This window comes from Bradyrhizobium lablabi (genome assembly GCF_900141755.1).
In the GTDB taxonomy this organism is placed as follows: domain Bacteria; phylum Pseudomonadota; class Alphaproteobacteria; order Rhizobiales; family Xanthobacteraceae; genus Bradyrhizobium; species Bradyrhizobium lablabi_A.
The window spans coordinates 6,313,399-6,330,108 of record NZ_LT670844.1 but is presented as its reverse complement, the minus strand read 5'-3'; the positions used below and the strand labels follow the sequence as shown (position 1 = coordinate 6,330,108).

At 62.1% G+C, this 16,710-nt stretch carries 15 protein-coding genes; 4 read left to right on the top strand and 11 right to left on the bottom strand.

The window, feature by feature from the left end; genetic code table 11:
* Nucleotides 1-136: 136 nt before the first annotated feature.
* Entirely contained in the window at nucleotides 137-979 is an 843-nt protein-coding gene (locus tag B5526_RS29265) for a CHAD domain-containing protein (protein ID WP_244562090.1), read from the top strand.
* A gap of 90 nt (nucleotides 980-1,069) precedes the next feature.
* On the opposite strand, the gene B5526_RS29260 is transcribed toward B5526_RS29265, so the two are convergent.
* The 6 genes from B5526_RS29260 to B5526_RS29235 all read right to left on the bottom strand — a co-directional run bounded on the left by B5526_RS29260 (nucleotide 1,070) and on the right by B5526_RS29235 (nucleotide 9,544).
* Nucleotides 1,070-4,552, bottom strand: a complete 3,483-nt coding sequence (locus B5526_RS29260; protein ID WP_154071516.1) for a CHAT domain-containing protein — start codon at nucleotides 4,550-4,552, stop codon at nucleotides 1,070-1,072.
* A 274-nt stretch (nucleotides 4,553-4,826) separates the two neighbouring features.
* Entirely contained in the window at nucleotides 4,827-5,663 is an 837-nt protein-coding gene (locus tag B5526_RS29255; protein WP_079543240.1) for a phosphodiesterase, read from the bottom strand.
* A gap of 9 nt (nucleotides 5,664-5,672) precedes the next feature.
* Nucleotides 5,673-6,734, bottom strand: a complete 1,062-nt coding sequence (locus B5526_RS29250) for an ABC transporter ATP-binding protein (protein ID WP_079543239.1) — start codon at nucleotides 6,732-6,734, stop codon at nucleotides 5,673-5,675.
* Complete coding sequence (locus B5526_RS29245) at nucleotides 6,731-7,516, bottom strand: ABC transporter permease (RefSeq protein ID WP_079543238.1); 786 nt, start codon at nucleotides 7,514-7,516, stop codon at nucleotides 6,731-6,733. The genes B5526_RS29250 and B5526_RS29245 overlap by 4 nt, the downstream gene beginning before the upstream one ends.
* Before the next feature lie 4 nt (nucleotides 7,517-7,520).
* Nucleotides 7,521-8,336, bottom strand: coding sequence for an ABC transporter permease (locus B5526_RS29240; RefSeq protein ID WP_079543237.1), 816 nt, complete (start codon nucleotides 8,334-8,336; stop codon nucleotides 7,521-7,523).
* A 200-nt stretch (nucleotides 8,337-8,536) separates the two neighbouring features.
* On the bottom strand, nucleotides 8,537-9,544 hold the full coding sequence (locus tag B5526_RS29235) for an ABC transporter substrate-binding protein (protein ID WP_079543236.1): 1,008 nt from the start codon (nucleotides 9,542-9,544) through the stop codon (nucleotides 8,537-8,539).
* A gap of 250 nt (nucleotides 9,545-9,794) precedes the next feature.
* On the opposite strand from B5526_RS29235, the gene B5526_RS29230 reads away from it, so the two are divergent.
* Entirely contained in the window at nucleotides 9,795-10,589 is a 795-nt protein-coding gene (locus B5526_RS29230; RefSeq protein ID WP_079543235.1) for a class II aldolase/adducin family protein, read from the top strand.
* 24 nt (nucleotides 10,590-10,613) lie between these two features.
* Nucleotides 10,614-10,919 (top strand): glycine zipper domain-containing protein, encoded by a 306-nt coding sequence (locus B5526_RS29225; RefSeq protein ID WP_079543234.1) that lies wholly within the window; start codon nucleotides 10,614-10,616, stop codon nucleotides 10,917-10,919.
* Here the strand turns inward: B5526_RS29225 and B5526_RS29220 are convergent.
* The 3 genes from B5526_RS29220 to B5526_RS29210 form a co-directional block, all read right to left on the bottom strand.
* Nucleotides 10,907-12,160, bottom strand: a complete 1,254-nt coding sequence (locus tag B5526_RS29220) for an MFS transporter (RefSeq protein WP_079545558.1) — start codon at nucleotides 12,158-12,160, stop codon at nucleotides 10,907-10,909. The genes B5526_RS29225 and B5526_RS29220 overlap by 13 nt on opposite strands.
* Before the next feature lie 322 nt (nucleotides 12,161-12,482).
* Complete coding sequence (locus B5526_RS29215) at nucleotides 12,483-12,941, bottom strand: RidA family protein (RefSeq protein WP_079543233.1); 459 nt, start codon at nucleotides 12,939-12,941, stop codon at nucleotides 12,483-12,485.
* Between the two features lie 25 nt (nucleotides 12,942-12,966).
* Nucleotides 12,967-14,655: a benzoate-CoA ligase family protein gene (locus tag B5526_RS29210; RefSeq protein ID WP_154071515.1), complete on the bottom strand. Its 1,689-nt coding sequence runs from the start codon at nucleotides 14,653-14,655 to the stop codon at nucleotides 12,967-12,969.
* A gap of 281 nt (nucleotides 14,656-14,936) precedes the next feature.
* On the opposite strand from B5526_RS29210, the gene B5526_RS29205 reads away from it, so the two are divergent.
* Nucleotides 14,937-15,119: a hypothetical protein gene (locus tag B5526_RS29205; RefSeq protein ID WP_079543232.1), complete on the top strand. Its 183-nt coding sequence runs from the start codon at nucleotides 14,937-14,939 to the stop codon at nucleotides 15,117-15,119.
* A gap of 26 nt (nucleotides 15,120-15,145) precedes the next feature.
* Here the strand turns inward: B5526_RS29205 and B5526_RS29200 are convergent, their stop codons facing one another.
* Nucleotides 15,146-15,964, bottom strand: a complete 819-nt coding sequence (locus tag B5526_RS29200) for an alpha/beta hydrolase (protein WP_244562089.1) — start codon at nucleotides 15,962-15,964, stop codon at nucleotides 15,146-15,148.
* 4 nt (nucleotides 15,965-15,968) lie between these two features.
* Nucleotides 15,969-16,463, bottom strand: coding sequence for a MarR family winged helix-turn-helix transcriptional regulator (locus B5526_RS29195; RefSeq protein WP_079543231.1), 495 nt, complete (start codon nucleotides 16,461-16,463; stop codon nucleotides 15,969-15,971).
* Nucleotides 16,464-16,710 lie beyond the last annotated feature (247 nt).

Sequence of the window (16,710 nt, the reverse complement as noted above, 5' to 3'; positions counted from 1 at the left end):
TAGCCTGTAGATGACGACTTCACCCTGACCGCGCAGCACAGCGATGCCAGCCCCGAAACCAGCAAGCAAAGCCGCCGCTCCGGCCGTATCGGCGGGTCGGCCGCGCCGTCACCCCGTTCCGCGATTGAACCCGGAGATGGCGTGCGACACGGTATTTCGGGTTCTGTCGCGCCGCTATCTCTCCGACCTGACCGCAAGCCACGAGGCCACCTGCCGGGGCGATCCGACCGCACTGCATCAAATGCGCATCGCGCTGACGCGGCTGCGCACCGCGATCCTGTTTTTCGTGCCGATGATCGATGATCCCATGCGGATGCGGATCAAGGCCGAACTGAAATGGCTCAACAGTCAGCTTGGCGGCGTGCGCGATCTGGACGTCGCGATGGAGCGGCTCGGCGCCGTCAACAAAGCGCGGCCGCAGGCGATTTCCTGTTATCGGAGCTGGAACGAAAAGCGCGAACAAGGCCATCGCCAACTGACGCGGGCGCTGCGCTCGGCGCGGTATCGCCGCCTGATCGAAACCATGTCCGGATGGGTGGAGAGCGGACCCTGGTCGATCAAGAAGGGCAGACAGGCGGCTCAGGAGCGCGCCTCCCCGATCGCGGCCTTTGGCGCAGGCCGGCTGCGGGGATGGCGGGAGAAGCTTCTGAAGAAGAGCCACAAGCTTCAAAAAATGGGCACGAAAAAACGCCACCGGCTGCGGCTGTTGAACAAGAAGCTGAGCTATTCCATCGAATTCTTCGAGGACCTGTTTCCGGACGAGCGGTTTTCACGGCAACAGACGGCGCTAAAACATCTGCGCAAGGCGCAACGATCGCTCGGCCAACTGAACGATGATGCCCAGGGCCATTCGCTGGCCGCCGCCCTGCAACAAGACGGCGCCCAGGCGCCTTTGCAATTTCTCAGCCCAAAGCGCGAGCGGCGCCTGATCCGGACCGCGGCTATGGCCTACCGCAAGCTCGCCGAGATGAAGCCTTAGGCGAGCCATCGACACACGTCGCATCATCACCGCGGAGCGCTCACGGCAGCCCGCCATCGGCGCAGCGGAAAATGTCGCCGGCATAAAGCTCTAGTCGAAGGCCGAAAGCAGAGCCTTCAATGCTGGCAGATCCTGAGGTATTATTTTCTTCAGCTTGCGCTCGCAGACTTTGTCGAATCGCTGCGGGCCGATGTCGAGACTCATGTCGAGTTGGTCATTCCAGTACAGCGGACAATCCTTCGGCCCGCGCGCATGCGTTCCGGTGTCGGCAAGGATGCCCGTCAATCCCTGCACCACTGCGTTGCCGACGAGATGATCGGCCCCCGGGCCTTGGGTCGGTTTATTGTCGTAAACCGCCCCGAAGATAATGATGTTCTCCTGCCCGCGAGACGACCACCAGCAGGTGTAGCCGGTGTAAACCTTGTCGTCCTTGTAAGTGATCGGCTTATCGATAATGCAGAACAGGAAATCGACGCCAAGTTCCTGACGTTTGTTGTTCAGGCCACGCGCCGCGATATCGGCGTTGAGCTGCAACCCATCTCCCTTGACCTGCTGCCAGGCGCCCAACGGAAGCGAAATATCAACGACTTCAAATCCGAACCGGCCCTGTGCCCCATTCATCCGCCGAACCGTGTTCTCAAGTTCCGGGAATATATGATTGACGTCCCATACGGCAACACGGAATTCGTGCTGGTCGGTGGCGCTTCGTGCGCTGGAGGAAACGAGCGGCGTGCGCATCGCATCGCGCGTCAGCTCGCGCTGCACGCAGATGCGGCCTTCAGGATCGCGCGCGTAAACCACCGGCACCGCCCAATCGATGGCGTCATGGCTGGTCGAATAGTTTACCGCGATGCGCGCCTCGCGGGCGGCGCTCCCGAACGTAGCGCCCTGCGCCAGCGACCAGTAAAAATGCTGCGAAAACTCGGTCGCCGCGTCGTCCCGAACGCTGAACTGATTGGCGACGACCGCGGGAACGCCGTTTGCCACCAATGCGGACGCAATGCCGCGGTTGAAATCCGCCTTGCGTTTCGGCGTCCCCCGGGCTTCGCCGCGCCCGGTTTCGCACGCATTCAGGAAAACCAGGCGAATGCCGCGTTGACAAAGTATTTCGCAGGCGTTTCGCGCGCCGACGTTGAACACCGCCCCTTTATCGTCCTCGAAGATGAGATATCCCTCTCCGCTAGCTTCGTCAAAACCGCCATGTCCGATGAAATGCACGACATCGTAGCTCGTGGCAGAAAGCCAGCGGTGCAGCGCCGTCGGTGTGGTGGCGCGAAGGACCTCGAGTTCAACGAGTCCTGCCTCGATCAGCGGCTGAAAGCCGCGCTGAATGACGGCTTCCTCCTGTTCCGAAGAGAGCTTTGCGGTACCTATCGGCTGCGCGACGGCTACAAGAATACGCAGTGGACCGGGTTTCGGCGGAATCACCTGCACCGGCACCGCCGTCAGGGCGTTCCGGATAAAATGCAGTTCCTGGGTCGCCAGGAACGTCTTCCGGTCAGGATCGAAGGCGAATTCCCACGGCTTGTCCGCTACCCATGGGATCATTGAGGTGAAAATCACGTTCAGATGTCCGTCCCGCTCACGAGAGCGCGCAACGTCATACAGCCGTCTGATCTCACGCGGGAACAGCGTATCGAACAGCAGCGTACCGTAGTTGATGAGGTCGTCGTCGGTCGGCGCGCCCGAGCCGATGTCGCCGTCGACGTACTTCTTCATGCGCTCGTGCATCTCAATGATATCGTGCCAGCGTTGACCCTCCTGGCCTCCCCTTGCAGTAAACGGCTGGACGATGCGGGCACCTCCATAGGTCGCGAGCAATTGATATGGCTGCGGCATGCCGGGCCCATCCTTCCCGCGGCTTCGATTGCCGCCATTCCGTTTGCCTTGGCCGGCCGGCGGCTCCGAACGCGATTGCGGATCGATGAGCATGAGCTGCAGGGCATCGCTGAACACCGAATGATCGGCCGAAACGCGCGGCAGTCGCGGTCCGGTCGCGGCAGCGACGACCGGTAGCACGGCCGGAGCGACCGGGAGCCCGGCAGACGCGGCGGTAGCGACCTCGGCGATTCCGCGTCGGCTTCGGCCGTCGGGAAGCGGCAGCGAAGGGTTGATTTGCGGCAATCCGTGCGGCGTTCCGCTAAGCGCCTCTGCCAGAAATTTGCCTGTCTCGGCGCGTCCAAAAAAATTCAGATGATTGACCGGGGACAGATCGGATGGAAAATTCCCGCCGAACCCAAAGCAGCCAATCCGGTCAGGCGGAATTGACGGAGGTCCATCGGCGCGGTCGATCAGCCATCCGCCGGCGCTCGGCACAACCAGATCATTCGCGGCGCCGAAGAATGCGTCGACGCCGACATCGGCCATGCGCTCAATAATATTTCCCGTCGGCGTGAAGTTCGAAACCAGCGCCGAATAGGCCGAGGCGGGTGGCGGCGGCGGTCCCTGCAAATCGGCGATCATCTCGCCGGCGGTGTCCATCGATGCAATGCCGGGCAGGCCGCCGGCGGCGCGCTGCGCGATCCAGACGATTGCGTTCGCCACGAAACCGGCCCCGAAAGTCAGCGGGTTGTCGGGGAATAGTTCAAGAAGATTGGCGAACCAACCCACCGTCGCCTCCCAGCGGTTCGGAGTGGCGAGCGGCGTTCCATCGTTCGGCGAAGCCACCAGAACGGCATGTCGCAATTTGAAACGGTTCGCAGCAGCCCCCAGCGCGCTCCTGCGCTCGACCAGACTGCGAACAACCAACCCGCCACGCGAATGGGTGATGACGTCGAACGAGAATTCGCGATTGGGCAGGCCTGCGAGCAATTCGCGGGCGTTTTCCTCCGGCGTCTTGCTCACCGTGAAGTGGTTGAACGCGTATATCTCCTCGCCGTAGATCGGCTTCACCTGCGCAAAGAACTGCATCTCGGCGAGGCCCTTGAACGCCGAAGCCGCGTCTGAAAATGTGCCATGAAGAAACAGCAAGGCCCGACGGGAGGCGCTAGCTCCGCCGGGTGCACCGGGGCGCAATTTGCCCGACTTCAACGAGGCCTCGTCGAGTTTAAACCAACCCTCGGCAAGCCCTGCCTTCTTCCACAGCGCGGCTTCGGCCTTGGCGGCGAGTGTCGGCAACAAGGCGTCGACGATCTTGTTGCCCACCTTCAGGAGAATTAGCTTGACGGCCGCGCTCACGACGCCGCGTCGACCGGCTGTCGCCTGACCGCCGCGCAAGGTGACGCGAAACCGGAAGCTGACCGCGGCCGCGGCCCGTCCCCGCCGCGGTCCCGTCTCAAGCTCAGGTGCGTGAAAGGTGAGCGCACCGGATGGATGCCTGATCGCCAGCGCGTATCTCTCGCTTGAATCCGGCACGACCGACAAATCAATCATCGGGACACCTGCGGCCCGCCGCGTCCCGGTCGGCGTCACCTCCATGACCCGATCGACGGCGACCTCGGGCGCCAGGAATGCCGATGGTATGGCTTCAGGCGCAGTCGCAGCGCGCCGACCGGCGGCGCGGCGGGCGCCCCCCGCAGCCGTCGTTACGACGGTCCACTCTTGTGCATTGTTCAATTTTACCGAGCGTGCCACGTCAATCCTCCGGGCTCGATTGGTTCAAATGCGCGGCGCAACATTCATTCCGGCGAAAAAGGCCGTGCGGAATCGCTACGAAGGTGCGGCCGGCTAAAGCTCTTGCAAAATCTCAGGACTGTCGAAATGCTACCTAAGGTTTTACAGGCTATCGCTAACTCCGGAAAAAGCAAAACCTTATTTCTGCGATTTTGGAACCAGGCGTCTTACGTCGACGGCGCCAGCGGCTCGTTGCGCCGCCCCCGGTCAATCGTCCCGAGAGTTGCCGGCATGTTCACAGCAGTTTCCCGTCCGGCCCGAAAAACGGATGCGGGCCGTCGAAATCGCCGATCGGGACCTGATGGGTGACGACGCTGCCAAAGCCCTCGCCCGGAAACCAGGCGTGGAGATGAAAGGCCGGCGGCTCGACCTTGAACGACGGCTCGCGCAGCGCCGCCAGATCGAGATCGACGGCGTGGTTTGGCGCCGGGCAAATCGTGGTCGGCACGCCGGCAAACATCGCAAGCGTTGCGCGATGGACGTGGCCTGTGGCGATCAATCGCACGCGCGGATGGCGCTTGACGATGCTCGCAAGGTCATCGGCATTTTGCAGATTCTGGCGGTCCATGTGCCAGATGCCCGCTTCAAACGGCGGATGATGCAGGAACAACAGCGCCGGCCGGTCCGGCGCGGAGGCAAGCGTTGCCTCAAGCCATTGCAGGGTCGGCGCATCGAGCTCGCCATGTGGTTTGCCCGGCACGCTCGAATCCAGCAGCACGAGATCGAGCCCGTCGATCTCAACGCGCTGATTGAGCGCGCCCGATACGAAGGCATAATGTTGCGGAAGCGCGGCGCGCATCATGTCGCGCGAATCGTGATTGCCGGGAATACCGGCAAAGGCAATGTTCAGCGGCGCCAGCAGGTGCTTGAGATGCGCGTATTCCTCAGCGGTCGGCGTATCGGCAAGATCGCCCGAGATCACCACGAGATCGGGTTTTGGGGTGAACTGGTTCAACGTGGCGACGCAGCGCTCCAGCGCGCGCGCCGTGTCGACGCGGCCATAGGCGAGCGCTCCGGGCGCCTTGATGTGCAGGTCGGAAATCTGCGCGATCCGAACGGGTTTTTGCGGCATCGGGCCTCTTCATTTCTCCGGCGGCAACAGGCGGACCGCGTCCGGCGCGATCAGGAGCCCGACGCGATCGCCAACTTCTGCTTTGACGGTATTCGGCGCATCGACGGTGAGAGGTTTACCGGCCGCACCGGAGACGACCATGCGTTGCCGATCGCCAATAAAGCTGACGCTGTCGATGGTGCCCGACAGCGGCGCGCTTGCGGCCTCGACGATGCGGATCGTCTCGGGGCGGATCATGGCGACCGCGGCCCCAAAACTGGCGTCGCCGCCGATCGGCTGCCGCCCGCCCGGCAGCACGAGATGGCCGTGCTCGATGGGCGACTCGATGATGTTCGCGGCGCCAATGAATTCGGCCACGAAGCGATTTTTGGGCGCGAAATAGATATCTCGGGGGTTACCGATCTGGGCAATCGTGCCCTTTTGCATGACGACGATGCGGTCGCCGAGCTCCATGGCCTCGGCCTGATCATGCGTCACATAGATCGTCGTGATGCCCAGCGCGCGCAGCAACCGGTTGAGCTCGCCGCGCAGGCGCTCGCGAAGTGCGGCGTCGAGCGCGGTCAGGGGCTCGTCGAGCAGCAGAATGCCGGGCCGGATCGCGACCGCGCGCGCCAGCGCCACGCGCTGGCGCTGGCCGCCGGAGAGCTGGTCGATGCGGCGGTTTTCGAGCCCCGAAATATTGGTCAGCGCCACCAGTTCGGCGACGCGCTTGGTGCGCTCTTCGTTTGCCATGCCGCGGATTTTCAGGCCGTAGCCGATATTGTCGGCGACGCTCATGTTGGGAAACAACGCGTAGGACTGAAACACCATGCCGACATTGCGCCGCTCGATCGGCACCGACGTCATGTCCTTGTCGTCGAACAACACGAGGCCGCCCGGATCGGGCAGTTCGAGGCCGGCGATGATGCGCAACATGGTCGTCTTGCCGCAGCCGGAGGGGCCGAGCAGCACCAGCGTCTCGCCGCGCGCGATGTCGAGCGTTGCGGGCTCAAGCGCGCGCGTGCCGTCCGTAAACGTCTTGCCGCAATTCTCGATCCGCACCGAGGCGCCATGTCCCGCGGCCGCGCTCATCTTTTCTGCTCCTCGTCGGCAAACAACTGCATCGCGACAAGAAGCGGAATGATCATGACAAAGAAGATCAGCGTATAGGCCGACGCCACTTCCAGCCGCATCGAGGCGTACGCGTCGGCAAGCCCGATTGGCAGCGTTTTTGTCAGCGGCGTGTGCAGCATCCAGGTCAGGTTGAATTCGCCGAGCGAAAGCGTCACCACCATCAGGCTGCCGGCGAGGATGCCCGGCAGCGCATTGGGAACGATGACGTCGCGAAAGCGCCGCCAGGGCGAAGCACCGAGCGAAGCCGCGCCCTCGTCGAGCGTCTTGATGTCGACGGTTGCGAACACCGCCATCACCGAGCGCACCATGAACGGCATGGTGAAGATGACATGGCCGGTGAGGATGAACAGCCAGGAGCGGCGAAAATCGCTAAAACCCTGATAGGTGAGCAGCAGCGCCAGCGCCAGCGCGAGCCCGGGGATCGCAAGCGGCAAGGTGATGATTTCCTCGATCACGCGCGACAGCCGCCCTCCCCGCACATGCAAGGCATACGCAGACGGAACCCCGGCCACCAGCGTCACGGCAAGCGTCGCCAAGGCGATCACGAACGACAACAGGATGGTGCCGGCATAGAGATCCCAGACCTGGAATACCCATTGCAGCGTCACGCCCGAGGAGATGCCGCGGAAGTAATTCACGGTGACGCCGGCGATGATCGAGAGAATCGCAGGCACCACGAGGAACGCGGCGACCAGCAGCGTGAATAAAAGTTGGCCGGCAAAGATCAGGCGATCGCGCATGGTTTTATCCGGCCGCCGCGACGGTGCCGCCGCTGAACGAGCGGGCCAGCGCCAGAATCGCCCAGGCGATGACGCCCAGGCCCACCGACAGCGCGGCGGAAGTGGCAAAATTCGCGGCCAGCGTAAATTCTGTATAGATCAACATCGGCAGCACATCGATATTGGTCGCGAGCGTAAACGCCGTGCCGAACGCGCCCATCGCGGTCGCAAACGCAATGGCGCCGGATGCGACAAAAGCCGGCGCCAGCGCCGGCAGCACGACATCGCGCTGCACCGCCCATGGGCTCGCACCAAGCGAGCGCGCGGCTTCCTCGAGGCCGACGTCGAGTTTCTGCACCGCCGCCATGATGGTGAGAATGACGCGCGGGATCGAGAAATAGAGATAGCCGAGGAACAGCCCGTAGATCGAATAGGCGAACACCAGCTTCTCGCCAAAGGCGCGGTTGGTGAGATCGCCGATCAACCCCTGCCGTCCCGCGAGCAGGATGATCAGGAAGCCGACCACGACGCCGGGAAACGCCAGCGGAAAGGTCAGCATCGCAACCAAAACGGCGCGGCCGGGAAAGCGATGGCGTTGCAGGAACATCCCCGCAACGGTCGCGACCGCGAGCGTGACGATCGTGGTCGCAGTCGCCAGCAAAACCGTGTTGATCAAGGTCGCGCGGTAGCGCGGCTCGGTCAGGATCGCCAGATATCCGGCGAGCCCTTGCGGCCCTTCGGCGCCGGTGACGACCAGCCGCGCCATCGGCAGCAGGAAAAACGCCGTCGTCACCACGGCAAGCGGCAGCAGGCATAGCCAGACGAAGGTTTTGTGCGGCATGTAAGAATAGCGCCCCAGCACATTTTCCAGTTCGGCGGCTTCATCCTTCGAGACGGCGCTGCGCGCCTCCTCAGGATGAGGTCTTAGACCCTCATGGTGAGGAGCGCGGCAACGCCGCGCGTCTCGAACCATGTGGCCATGGGATACGCGGGCATGATTCGATTCAAGCGGAACGCCCCAATGGCAGGCACCATTCTGCCTCAGCGGACCTCGGCGAGATAGCGGTCGACAAAGCCTTTTTGCACGTTTTCCATCTGGCCCCAGTCGACGCTCTTGGCGCGCGCATAGTCGCTGTCGGGCAGGAATTTTGCCTTCACCGCTTCCGGCAATTCGATCGGGCGCGCCGGACGCAGATAGGCGTTGGTCCAGATCGCCTGCCCCTTGTCGGACAACAGATAATCCAAAACCTTCTTGGCCTTGTCCTTGTCGGGCGCGTTCTTGACGAGACCTGCGACATAGGGAAACACCACCGATCCCTCGCACGGGATCACGAATTCAAAGTTGCCCTTCTCCTGATATTTGGCGCGATAGGCGTTGAAATCGTAATCCAGGAGGATCGGCATCTCGCCGGAAACCACGCGCGCGTAAGACGTCTGCTTGGGAACGATCGGGTCGTTCTTGCGCAGGTCCTGGAAGAAGGAAATCGCCGGATCGAAATTCGATGCCGAGCCGCCGAGCGCCAGGTTGATCGCGACCGCGCCGACATAGCCGACCGCGGCCGAGGATGGATCGAGATAGCCGACCATGCCCTTGTAGTCCGGCTTCAACAGATCCTTCCAGCACGCCGGCACCGGCTTGCCGCCGAGCGCATCCTTGTTCACGAACAGGCCGAGCGTGCCGGAATGGATTGTGGTCCAGTAGCCGTCCGGGTCCTTCAAGCCTGACGGCACCTGGTCCCAATTGACCGGCTTGTAGGGCTCGAGCGCATCCTGGGCTTTTGCCTTCATGCCAAAAGTGACGCCGAAATAGCCGATATCGCCGACCGGATTGCTCTTCTCTGCCAAAATCTGCGCCAGCGCCTGACCCGAATTCTTGTTGTCATGCGGAATGTCGTAGTTGAGATCGGCCTTGATCGCCTTCAGCATCGAGGCCCAGTCGGCCCATTCCGGCGGGCAATTGTAGCAGATCACGTCGGCCGCCTTGGCGGATTGCCACGGCGCGACCAGCGACAGCGCGAGCAAAAACAGGAAAAAACGGGCGGTCTTCATGAAACGGGCTCCGATCGCAAAACAAGGCAATTTGGCGGGGTTCGGGACTTCAACACCAACCGGCGACCAAGTATAGGCCGCGGATGAAGGATTTGCGACGAAGGGTCTTTTGCCGTGCAGCAAGCGCAGCGCGGCGCTTCGGCGATGGCTGCGTTGCAATGCCAGCTTGTAGGCCCGCCTTGCGGCGCAACCGGAGTTGCAGGTATCCTTTAGCCTTCCTCGATCAGGCCGCATTTAACGGAGCCGCCCCATGACCCCTCCCGTGAATTCCCCTGCGATCAAAGTGGTAAAATCGGTCCGCGAACAGGTCAGCGCGGAGGAGTGGCAAACCCGCGTCGACCTCGCCGCCTGCTATCGCCTCACCGCGCTGTACGGCATGACCGAGATGATCGCCAACCACATCTCATGCCGCGTCCCCGGCTCGCATGATCATTTCCTGATCAATCCATACGGAATGCTCTACGAGGAGATCGACGCGTCCTGCCTGATCAAGGTCGATCTCGACGGCAAGGTGCTTTTCAATGCCTCCGACTATGGCGTCAACGCCGCCGGCTTTGTCATCCACAGCGCCATCCACATGGCGCGCCACGACGTCGACTGCGTGGCGCATACCCATACGCCGGCAGGCATGGCGGTCTCGGCGATGGAATGCGGCCTGCTGCCGCTGGCGCAGACCTCGATGCGGTTTCTCCACATCGCCTATCACGATTTTGAAGGCATCGCCGACGATATCGGCGAGCGCGAACGGCTGGTGAGAGACCTCGGCGATCACGAGGCGATGGTGTTGCGCAACCACGGCCTGCTGGTGGTCGGGCGCACCATCCCCGCGACGTTCAATTTGCTCTATCGCATGGAGCGCGCCTGCGAGGTGCAGGTGATGGCGCTGTCCTGCAACACCAAATTGGTCTACCCGCCGCAGGACGTGCTGGAAAAAACTTTCGACAAAGTGAAGCCGCGGCCCAATCTGCCTAACCGCAACGGCGAACTGGCCTGGCCGGCACTGTTGCGAAAACTCGACCGCGTCGACACGTCGTATCGGAATTAAAGGCAAACGGCAGGGAGCACAGACATGATATCGAAATTCGCACTGACGGCGCTGCTCGCGTTTGCGGCCTTTGCGCCGAGCGAAAATGCGGTGGCGCAGAACGCGCTGGGCGGCGCCATTCTCGGCGGCACGGCCGGCGCCATCGTCGGCGGCGCGGTCGGTGGCGGCCGTGGGGCCGCGGTCGGCGCGATCGTTGGAGCGACGACCGGCGCCGCGGTTGCGGCCCAAGGCGATCCGCGGCCGGGCGGTTACTATTATTACCAGCGGGGTTGCTACGTTCAGCGCCCGGACGGCGCCTGGGTCCTGGTCCCGCCGCGTTATTGCGGATAGTCCGCGTCCCCCTTCCGTGACCTACAGGTTGGGTTGAGCGAAGCGAAACCGATCCTACCAGCTGAAACTGCCGCGCGGTCGCCCGTTGGCTTTCGCGCGCATGCCGGTTCGAGAACGGACGCGAACGAAAGCCAGACTGCGATTGAGCCAATGGCAATCGATCCAAGGACCATAAGGGCTGCGGGATATCCAAACACCTGCGCCAGCCAGCCACCCATCGCCGGACTAAGCGCAGCTCCTAAGCCTTGAGCGGTCATCACGGCACCTTGGCCGACATTGATCCGCCCCGTGCCATTCAGAATGCGAGCGACGAGGCTCGGGACGACCACGCTTTGCAAGCCGGCGCCGATGCCGTCGAGCGCCTGCACCGGAAATACCCCCCAATATTTGATTGACGACGCCGCGATCAATCCGCGTACCGGCAGCGCGATAAACGAAATGAGCAGGACTAGCCAATAGCCTTGCTTCTCCGCCATTCGCATCGCTACGAGTGATGCGGCGACCATGACGGCCTGCGCTACGACAATCGTCAGGGCCACAAAGCCCGCGCCATTGCCTTGCTGTGCGGAGACGACCGCCAGACCATAGAGCGGCAGCATTGCGGCATTGCCCAAATGGAAGAGCATCAGGGCAGCAGCTAAGACAAGAAGTGGCTTGCATTCCAACAACACGCGCCACGCGCTAGGCGGCCCTTGACTATTATCGTCGCTTGAACCCCGAGCGACACGATCGTCAATCGCTTCCCTGGGGATGATCAATACCGAGATAATCGACAGCGCACCGAACACAGCCGCCAAAATGAACACCGCGCCAAAACCAAACGTCCATCCGAGGAGGCCCGAGAGGGCCGCGCCCACCATATTGCCAGCGTGGTTGAAAGCCTGATTGCGACCGTTCTGCCTGTTGAAACCGGCCTGATGCACGATCCCCAGTGTGATCCCCGTGACCGCAGGCACGAGCGCGGCTCCTGCTATCGCGGTCGCTACCTGCGACACGGCAACAATCCAAAATCTCTGCGAGACAAGGATCACAGCGGAGGCGATGACAGTGAAGATGCCGGGGACAATGACAAAGGCGCGCTTGTTCGTCGTTGCGTCGATCATCGCGCCCGCCGGCGTGGTCATGATCATGCCCGCGATGCCGCCAACGGTCATTACGGTACCGATCAAGCCGCTTTCCCAACCATGGGCCAACAAAAATACGCCCAGGAACGGAGCAACGCCGGCCTGCATGTCGGCCATGAAGAAGTTCAGCGAGAAAAGCGCCGCGATGTCCCGCGGCTTAGCACCCGAGCTTTTCTCGACGCTACCGGCCCCCTCACAAGGCATTTGAGTGTGAGAAATCCGAGCCCAATCCGAAAGGTTCGCCGAACACGTCCGCCATAGTCCAATTCACTCGTTCAATCGCGCGAATACTAAGCCTAGATAATTTTGATGTGGCTTGAACAAACTAAAATAAACTTTAGCCCGCAGGAAATTCACCCGACCAACGAGTATTGGTCGGGAATCAAATTAAAATTCGAGGAAACAAAGCAAGCATCTGCCGGAACAGCGGCAGTACCCTTTACCGCGGCACGACCGCCGTCGCCTCGATCTCGACCCGCGCCGCCTTTTCGACTAATCGCACGACCTGAACCAGCGCCATCGCGGGATAATGCGCGCCGAAGATATCGCGGTAGATTTGACCGAGCGCCTTCAGGTTTGAAAGATACTCGTCCATATCGACGACGTACCAAGTCAGACGCACGAGATGCTCGGGCCGCGCGCCGCCTTCCGCCAGAATGGCCGAGATGTTGCTCAGGGTCTGGCGCACCTGCGCGACAAAGTCGTCCGGCAAATGACCGAGATGATCCCAGCCGATCACCCCGCCGGTGACGACCAGGCGGCCATCGGCCGCCATGCCGTTGGCGTATCCTTTCGGCGCCGGCCAGCCGCTCGGCTGCAAGACCCGCGGAGCGGCCGGCGATGTCTCGCCCTTCGCAACCGGCAGCACCGCAAGTGTGGGCCCGTCTTGCGTGCTCACTGAAAATTCTCCCTCATCTCAAAGTTCATTCCGCCGCCATTCCCGGGGAGGCCGCAGCCTGAGCCATCTGCCGCAGCGCAAAGCGCTGCAACTTGCCGGTTTCGGTCTTGGGCAATTGGGCTACGAATTCGATCGCCCGCGGATATTTGTAAGGAGCGATCTCGCGCTTGACGTGCTCCTGCAGCGCCGTCGTCAGCGCATCGTCGGCGGTGACCCCGGGTGCGACAACCACATAGGCCTTGACGATCATGCCGCGCGCCTCGTCGGGCGAGCCGACCACGCCGCATTCGGCGACCGCGGGATGCGTCAGCAAACAGGCCTCGATCTCGGGGCCCGCGATGTTGTAGCCGGAGGAGATGATCATGTCGTCCGACCGCGCCACGAAGCACAGGCGGCCGTTGGCATCGCGCACAAAGGTATCGCCGGTCAGATTCCACCCCTGACGCACATAGTTCGATTGCCGCTTGTCCGCGAGATAGCGGCATCCGGTCGGCCCGCGAACCGCAAGCTTGCCGGCGGTGCCCGGCGGCAATTCGTTCATGTCGTCGTCGACGATTTTCGCCTCGTAACCGGACACCGGGAGCCCGGTCGTCCCGCCGACGGCGTCGCCGACCCGGTTGGTAATGAAGATGTGCAGCAATTCCGTGCTGCCGATGCCGTCGAGAATGGTCTTGCCGGTCTTGCGGGTCCAGCTCTCGAACACCGGCGCCGGCAAGGTTTCGCCGGCGGAGACCGCAAGACGCAGCGACGACAGATCAGCGCCCTTGTCCATCGCGACCATCATCGCCCGATACGCGGTCGGCGAGGTGAAGCAGATCGTGGCCTTGTAGGTCTCGATGATCTTGACCATCTCGGGCGGCGCCGCGTTTTCCAGGAGCGTCGCGGTCGCGCCGAACCGCAACGGAAAGATCGCAAGCCCGCCCAATCCAAACGTGAAGGCCAGCGGCGGAGAGCCTACGAAGACATCATCCGGCGTGACCTTGAGCACTTCCCTGGCATAGCCATCCGCAATGATCATGAGATCGCGATGGAAATGCATGGTCGCCTTTGGCTCACCCGTGGTGCCCGAAGTAAATCCGAGAAGGGCAACGTCGTCGCGGCCGGTTTTGACGGCATCGAACCGAACCGGCTTGCTCAGCGCCACCCGATCGAGCTCGGCATCATGGTTCGACGTGCCGTCGAAATTCACCACCTGCTTGAGAAACCGGCTGGTCTTCGCGCAGGCGACCAGTTCGTCGGCGATGCGGCTGTCGGTCAGCGCCAGCGCGATCTCCGCCTTGTCGATGATTTTTGTCAGCTCACCGGCTCGCAGCATCGGCATGGTGTTGACGACGACGGCGCCGGCCTTGGTCGCCGCAAGCCATGCGGCGACCAGCGCCGGATTGTTGCCCGAGCGGATCAGCACCCGGTTGCCGGGCTTGACGCCGTAATTCTCCACCAGCGCATGCGCCAGGCGGTTCGACCAGTCCGCCAGCTCCTTGTAGGTGCGCTGGCGGCCGTTGCCGATCAGCGCGACACGATCGCCGAACCCCTTCTCGACGTTGCGGTCGGTCAATTCAACGGCGGCGTTGAGATAATCGGGGTATTGAAACTCCGGCCGGTCGAGCCGCAATTGTGGCCATTGCTCGGATGGCGGAAGATTTCGCCGCGAAAAATCATCGAGGTGACCCGACGGGCCGAGGCCTTCAATTCCAAGGCTAATTCCACCTGACATTTTCATCGTCTCCATCGTCCCTCGATTTCGGGATCAAAGGCGTAAGACCAATATCCAGGGCGTCCGGCAGCGCTCTCTCGCGAAACATTTTATACTTAAAGTAATTTGGCGCAATAGCTCACATGCAGGCAGTCCAACCCTTTTTTGCATCAGGAAGTTGACCGCCCGCGTCCGCGCCGGCCAGGTGCTTTGATCGCCAAACGCCCTCACCGGCCGCTTTCGCGCGTCGGCGGCACGCGATATGGTGATCTTGGTCGCAATCGGTGGTGAAGGGGACTCGGATGATTTCCGCGTTGATCGGCATTTTGATTATTGTCGTGTTCGGTGCCATTTGTTTTTGGGCGATCGACAAATTTGCCACCGACCGCCGACTGGCACAGCTTCTCAAGCTGCTCGTGGTGCTGATCTGCGCCGCTTCTATCCTGCAAAGAGTGCTGCCGCTGATAGGCCTCTCCGGGCTCTAGCCTGATCCCGCCTCGCGGGCTGAAGCCTAGCGGCTCGCCAATTCCATCAGGCGCGCCACCATCGGCGATCGCGGATCGGCAAGCGGCGCAATCGCGGTAAAATGATTGGCGCCGGGAACCACGGCGAACAGCGTCGCGATGCCGGCCGCGCCCCAGCGCTCGACGATGGTCCTGCTTTGCCGGAAATATTCCGCGCTTTCGGTTTCGCCGACCACCGCGTCGAGACTTCCGCGCGCCGGTGCTTTCCAGAACAACGGGCTCACTGCCCTCGCGGTTACGTGATCAAGCTGCAAGGCTCTGTTGATCGAGGTTTCGACCAGCGGGCCGAGATCGAACAGGCCCGAAATGGTGTAGGCCGCAACGACGAGGTTTTCGGGCAACGATGGATCCAACGCCCGCCAGTCGGTCGCCAGCATGCAGGCCGCAAGATGTCCGCCGGCGGAATGACCGCTGATGACAAGGGATTGCCCCAATCGCGCCAGCTCGCGCGTGGCGCTCCGCATATTCTCGATAATGCGATCGACGGTGACGCCGGGACACAAATCGTAGCTTGGGATGGCAACGCTGATGCCGTGCGCATTCAGCCCCGCGGCGAGATGGCTGGAAGAAGAGCCGTCAAGCGCCTGCCAATAGCCGCCGTGAATAAACACGACAATCGGGCCCTGACGATCGCCGGGAAAGAAATCGATGACGTTGCGCGCGCCCGGACCATAGGGAATGACGCGCGGCGGGTGACGCTCGCGATAGGCAGCGGCGTCCCGCGCCCAGCCGGCCATCAACGCGGGGTTCTCCGGAACCCGCGCCCGGTTGTTGTATTCGACCTCGTAGTCGATATCGGCGCCCAAGACGCTACAACGCCCGCTTTTGCGCGGATTTCTGCGCGGAGCCCTTGGTCTTGGCCAACAGCCGCATCAACTCGCGGACGTCCTTGGGCGTCAGCTCCGAGAACAGGTCGGCGATCCAGGTCTCATGCTCCGCGGCCATCTTGCGAAACTCGGCGCGGCCGATTTTTGTCAATCGGATCACCTGGACGCGCCGGTCGGTGTCCGATGTGCGGCGGTCGAGATGGCCTGATTCGACGAGGCGCTCGACGAGGCCGGTAACGTTGCCGTTAGAAACCATCATCCGCTTCGAGACATCGGACAGCGTCATGCCCTCCGGGACCTTGTCGAGCTGCGCCATCAGGTCGAAGCGGGGCAGCGTGACGTCGAACCGCTCGCGCAGCCGGCTGCGCACCTCGCCCTCGATCAGGGTGGTGCAGGTCAGAAGGCGAAGCCACAACCGGAGCTCGTCGCCGTGCTCGTGCGGGAGTTCGACGGCCTTGGTCTCGGAATCAAGGTTCATGATGCAATCAAGCCTGCCGGGGGTTTCCTCGTCTAGTTGAACCTTCAAATAATTTGGGGGTTGCTGCAAGTCAAAACGCTACTCATTTTACCGAATTTCTTTAGGTTTCAAATAATTGGCGCGCGCCTTGCATGGCTCGTTCTAGAATGGTTTGGGCTTGCCGCTGCTTTGCTTGCGGCAATAGCCATCATCAGAATAAGCTCAAGTCTTGAAAGTCGGATCTGGGTTGGCGTCGATTGCGGCTGGC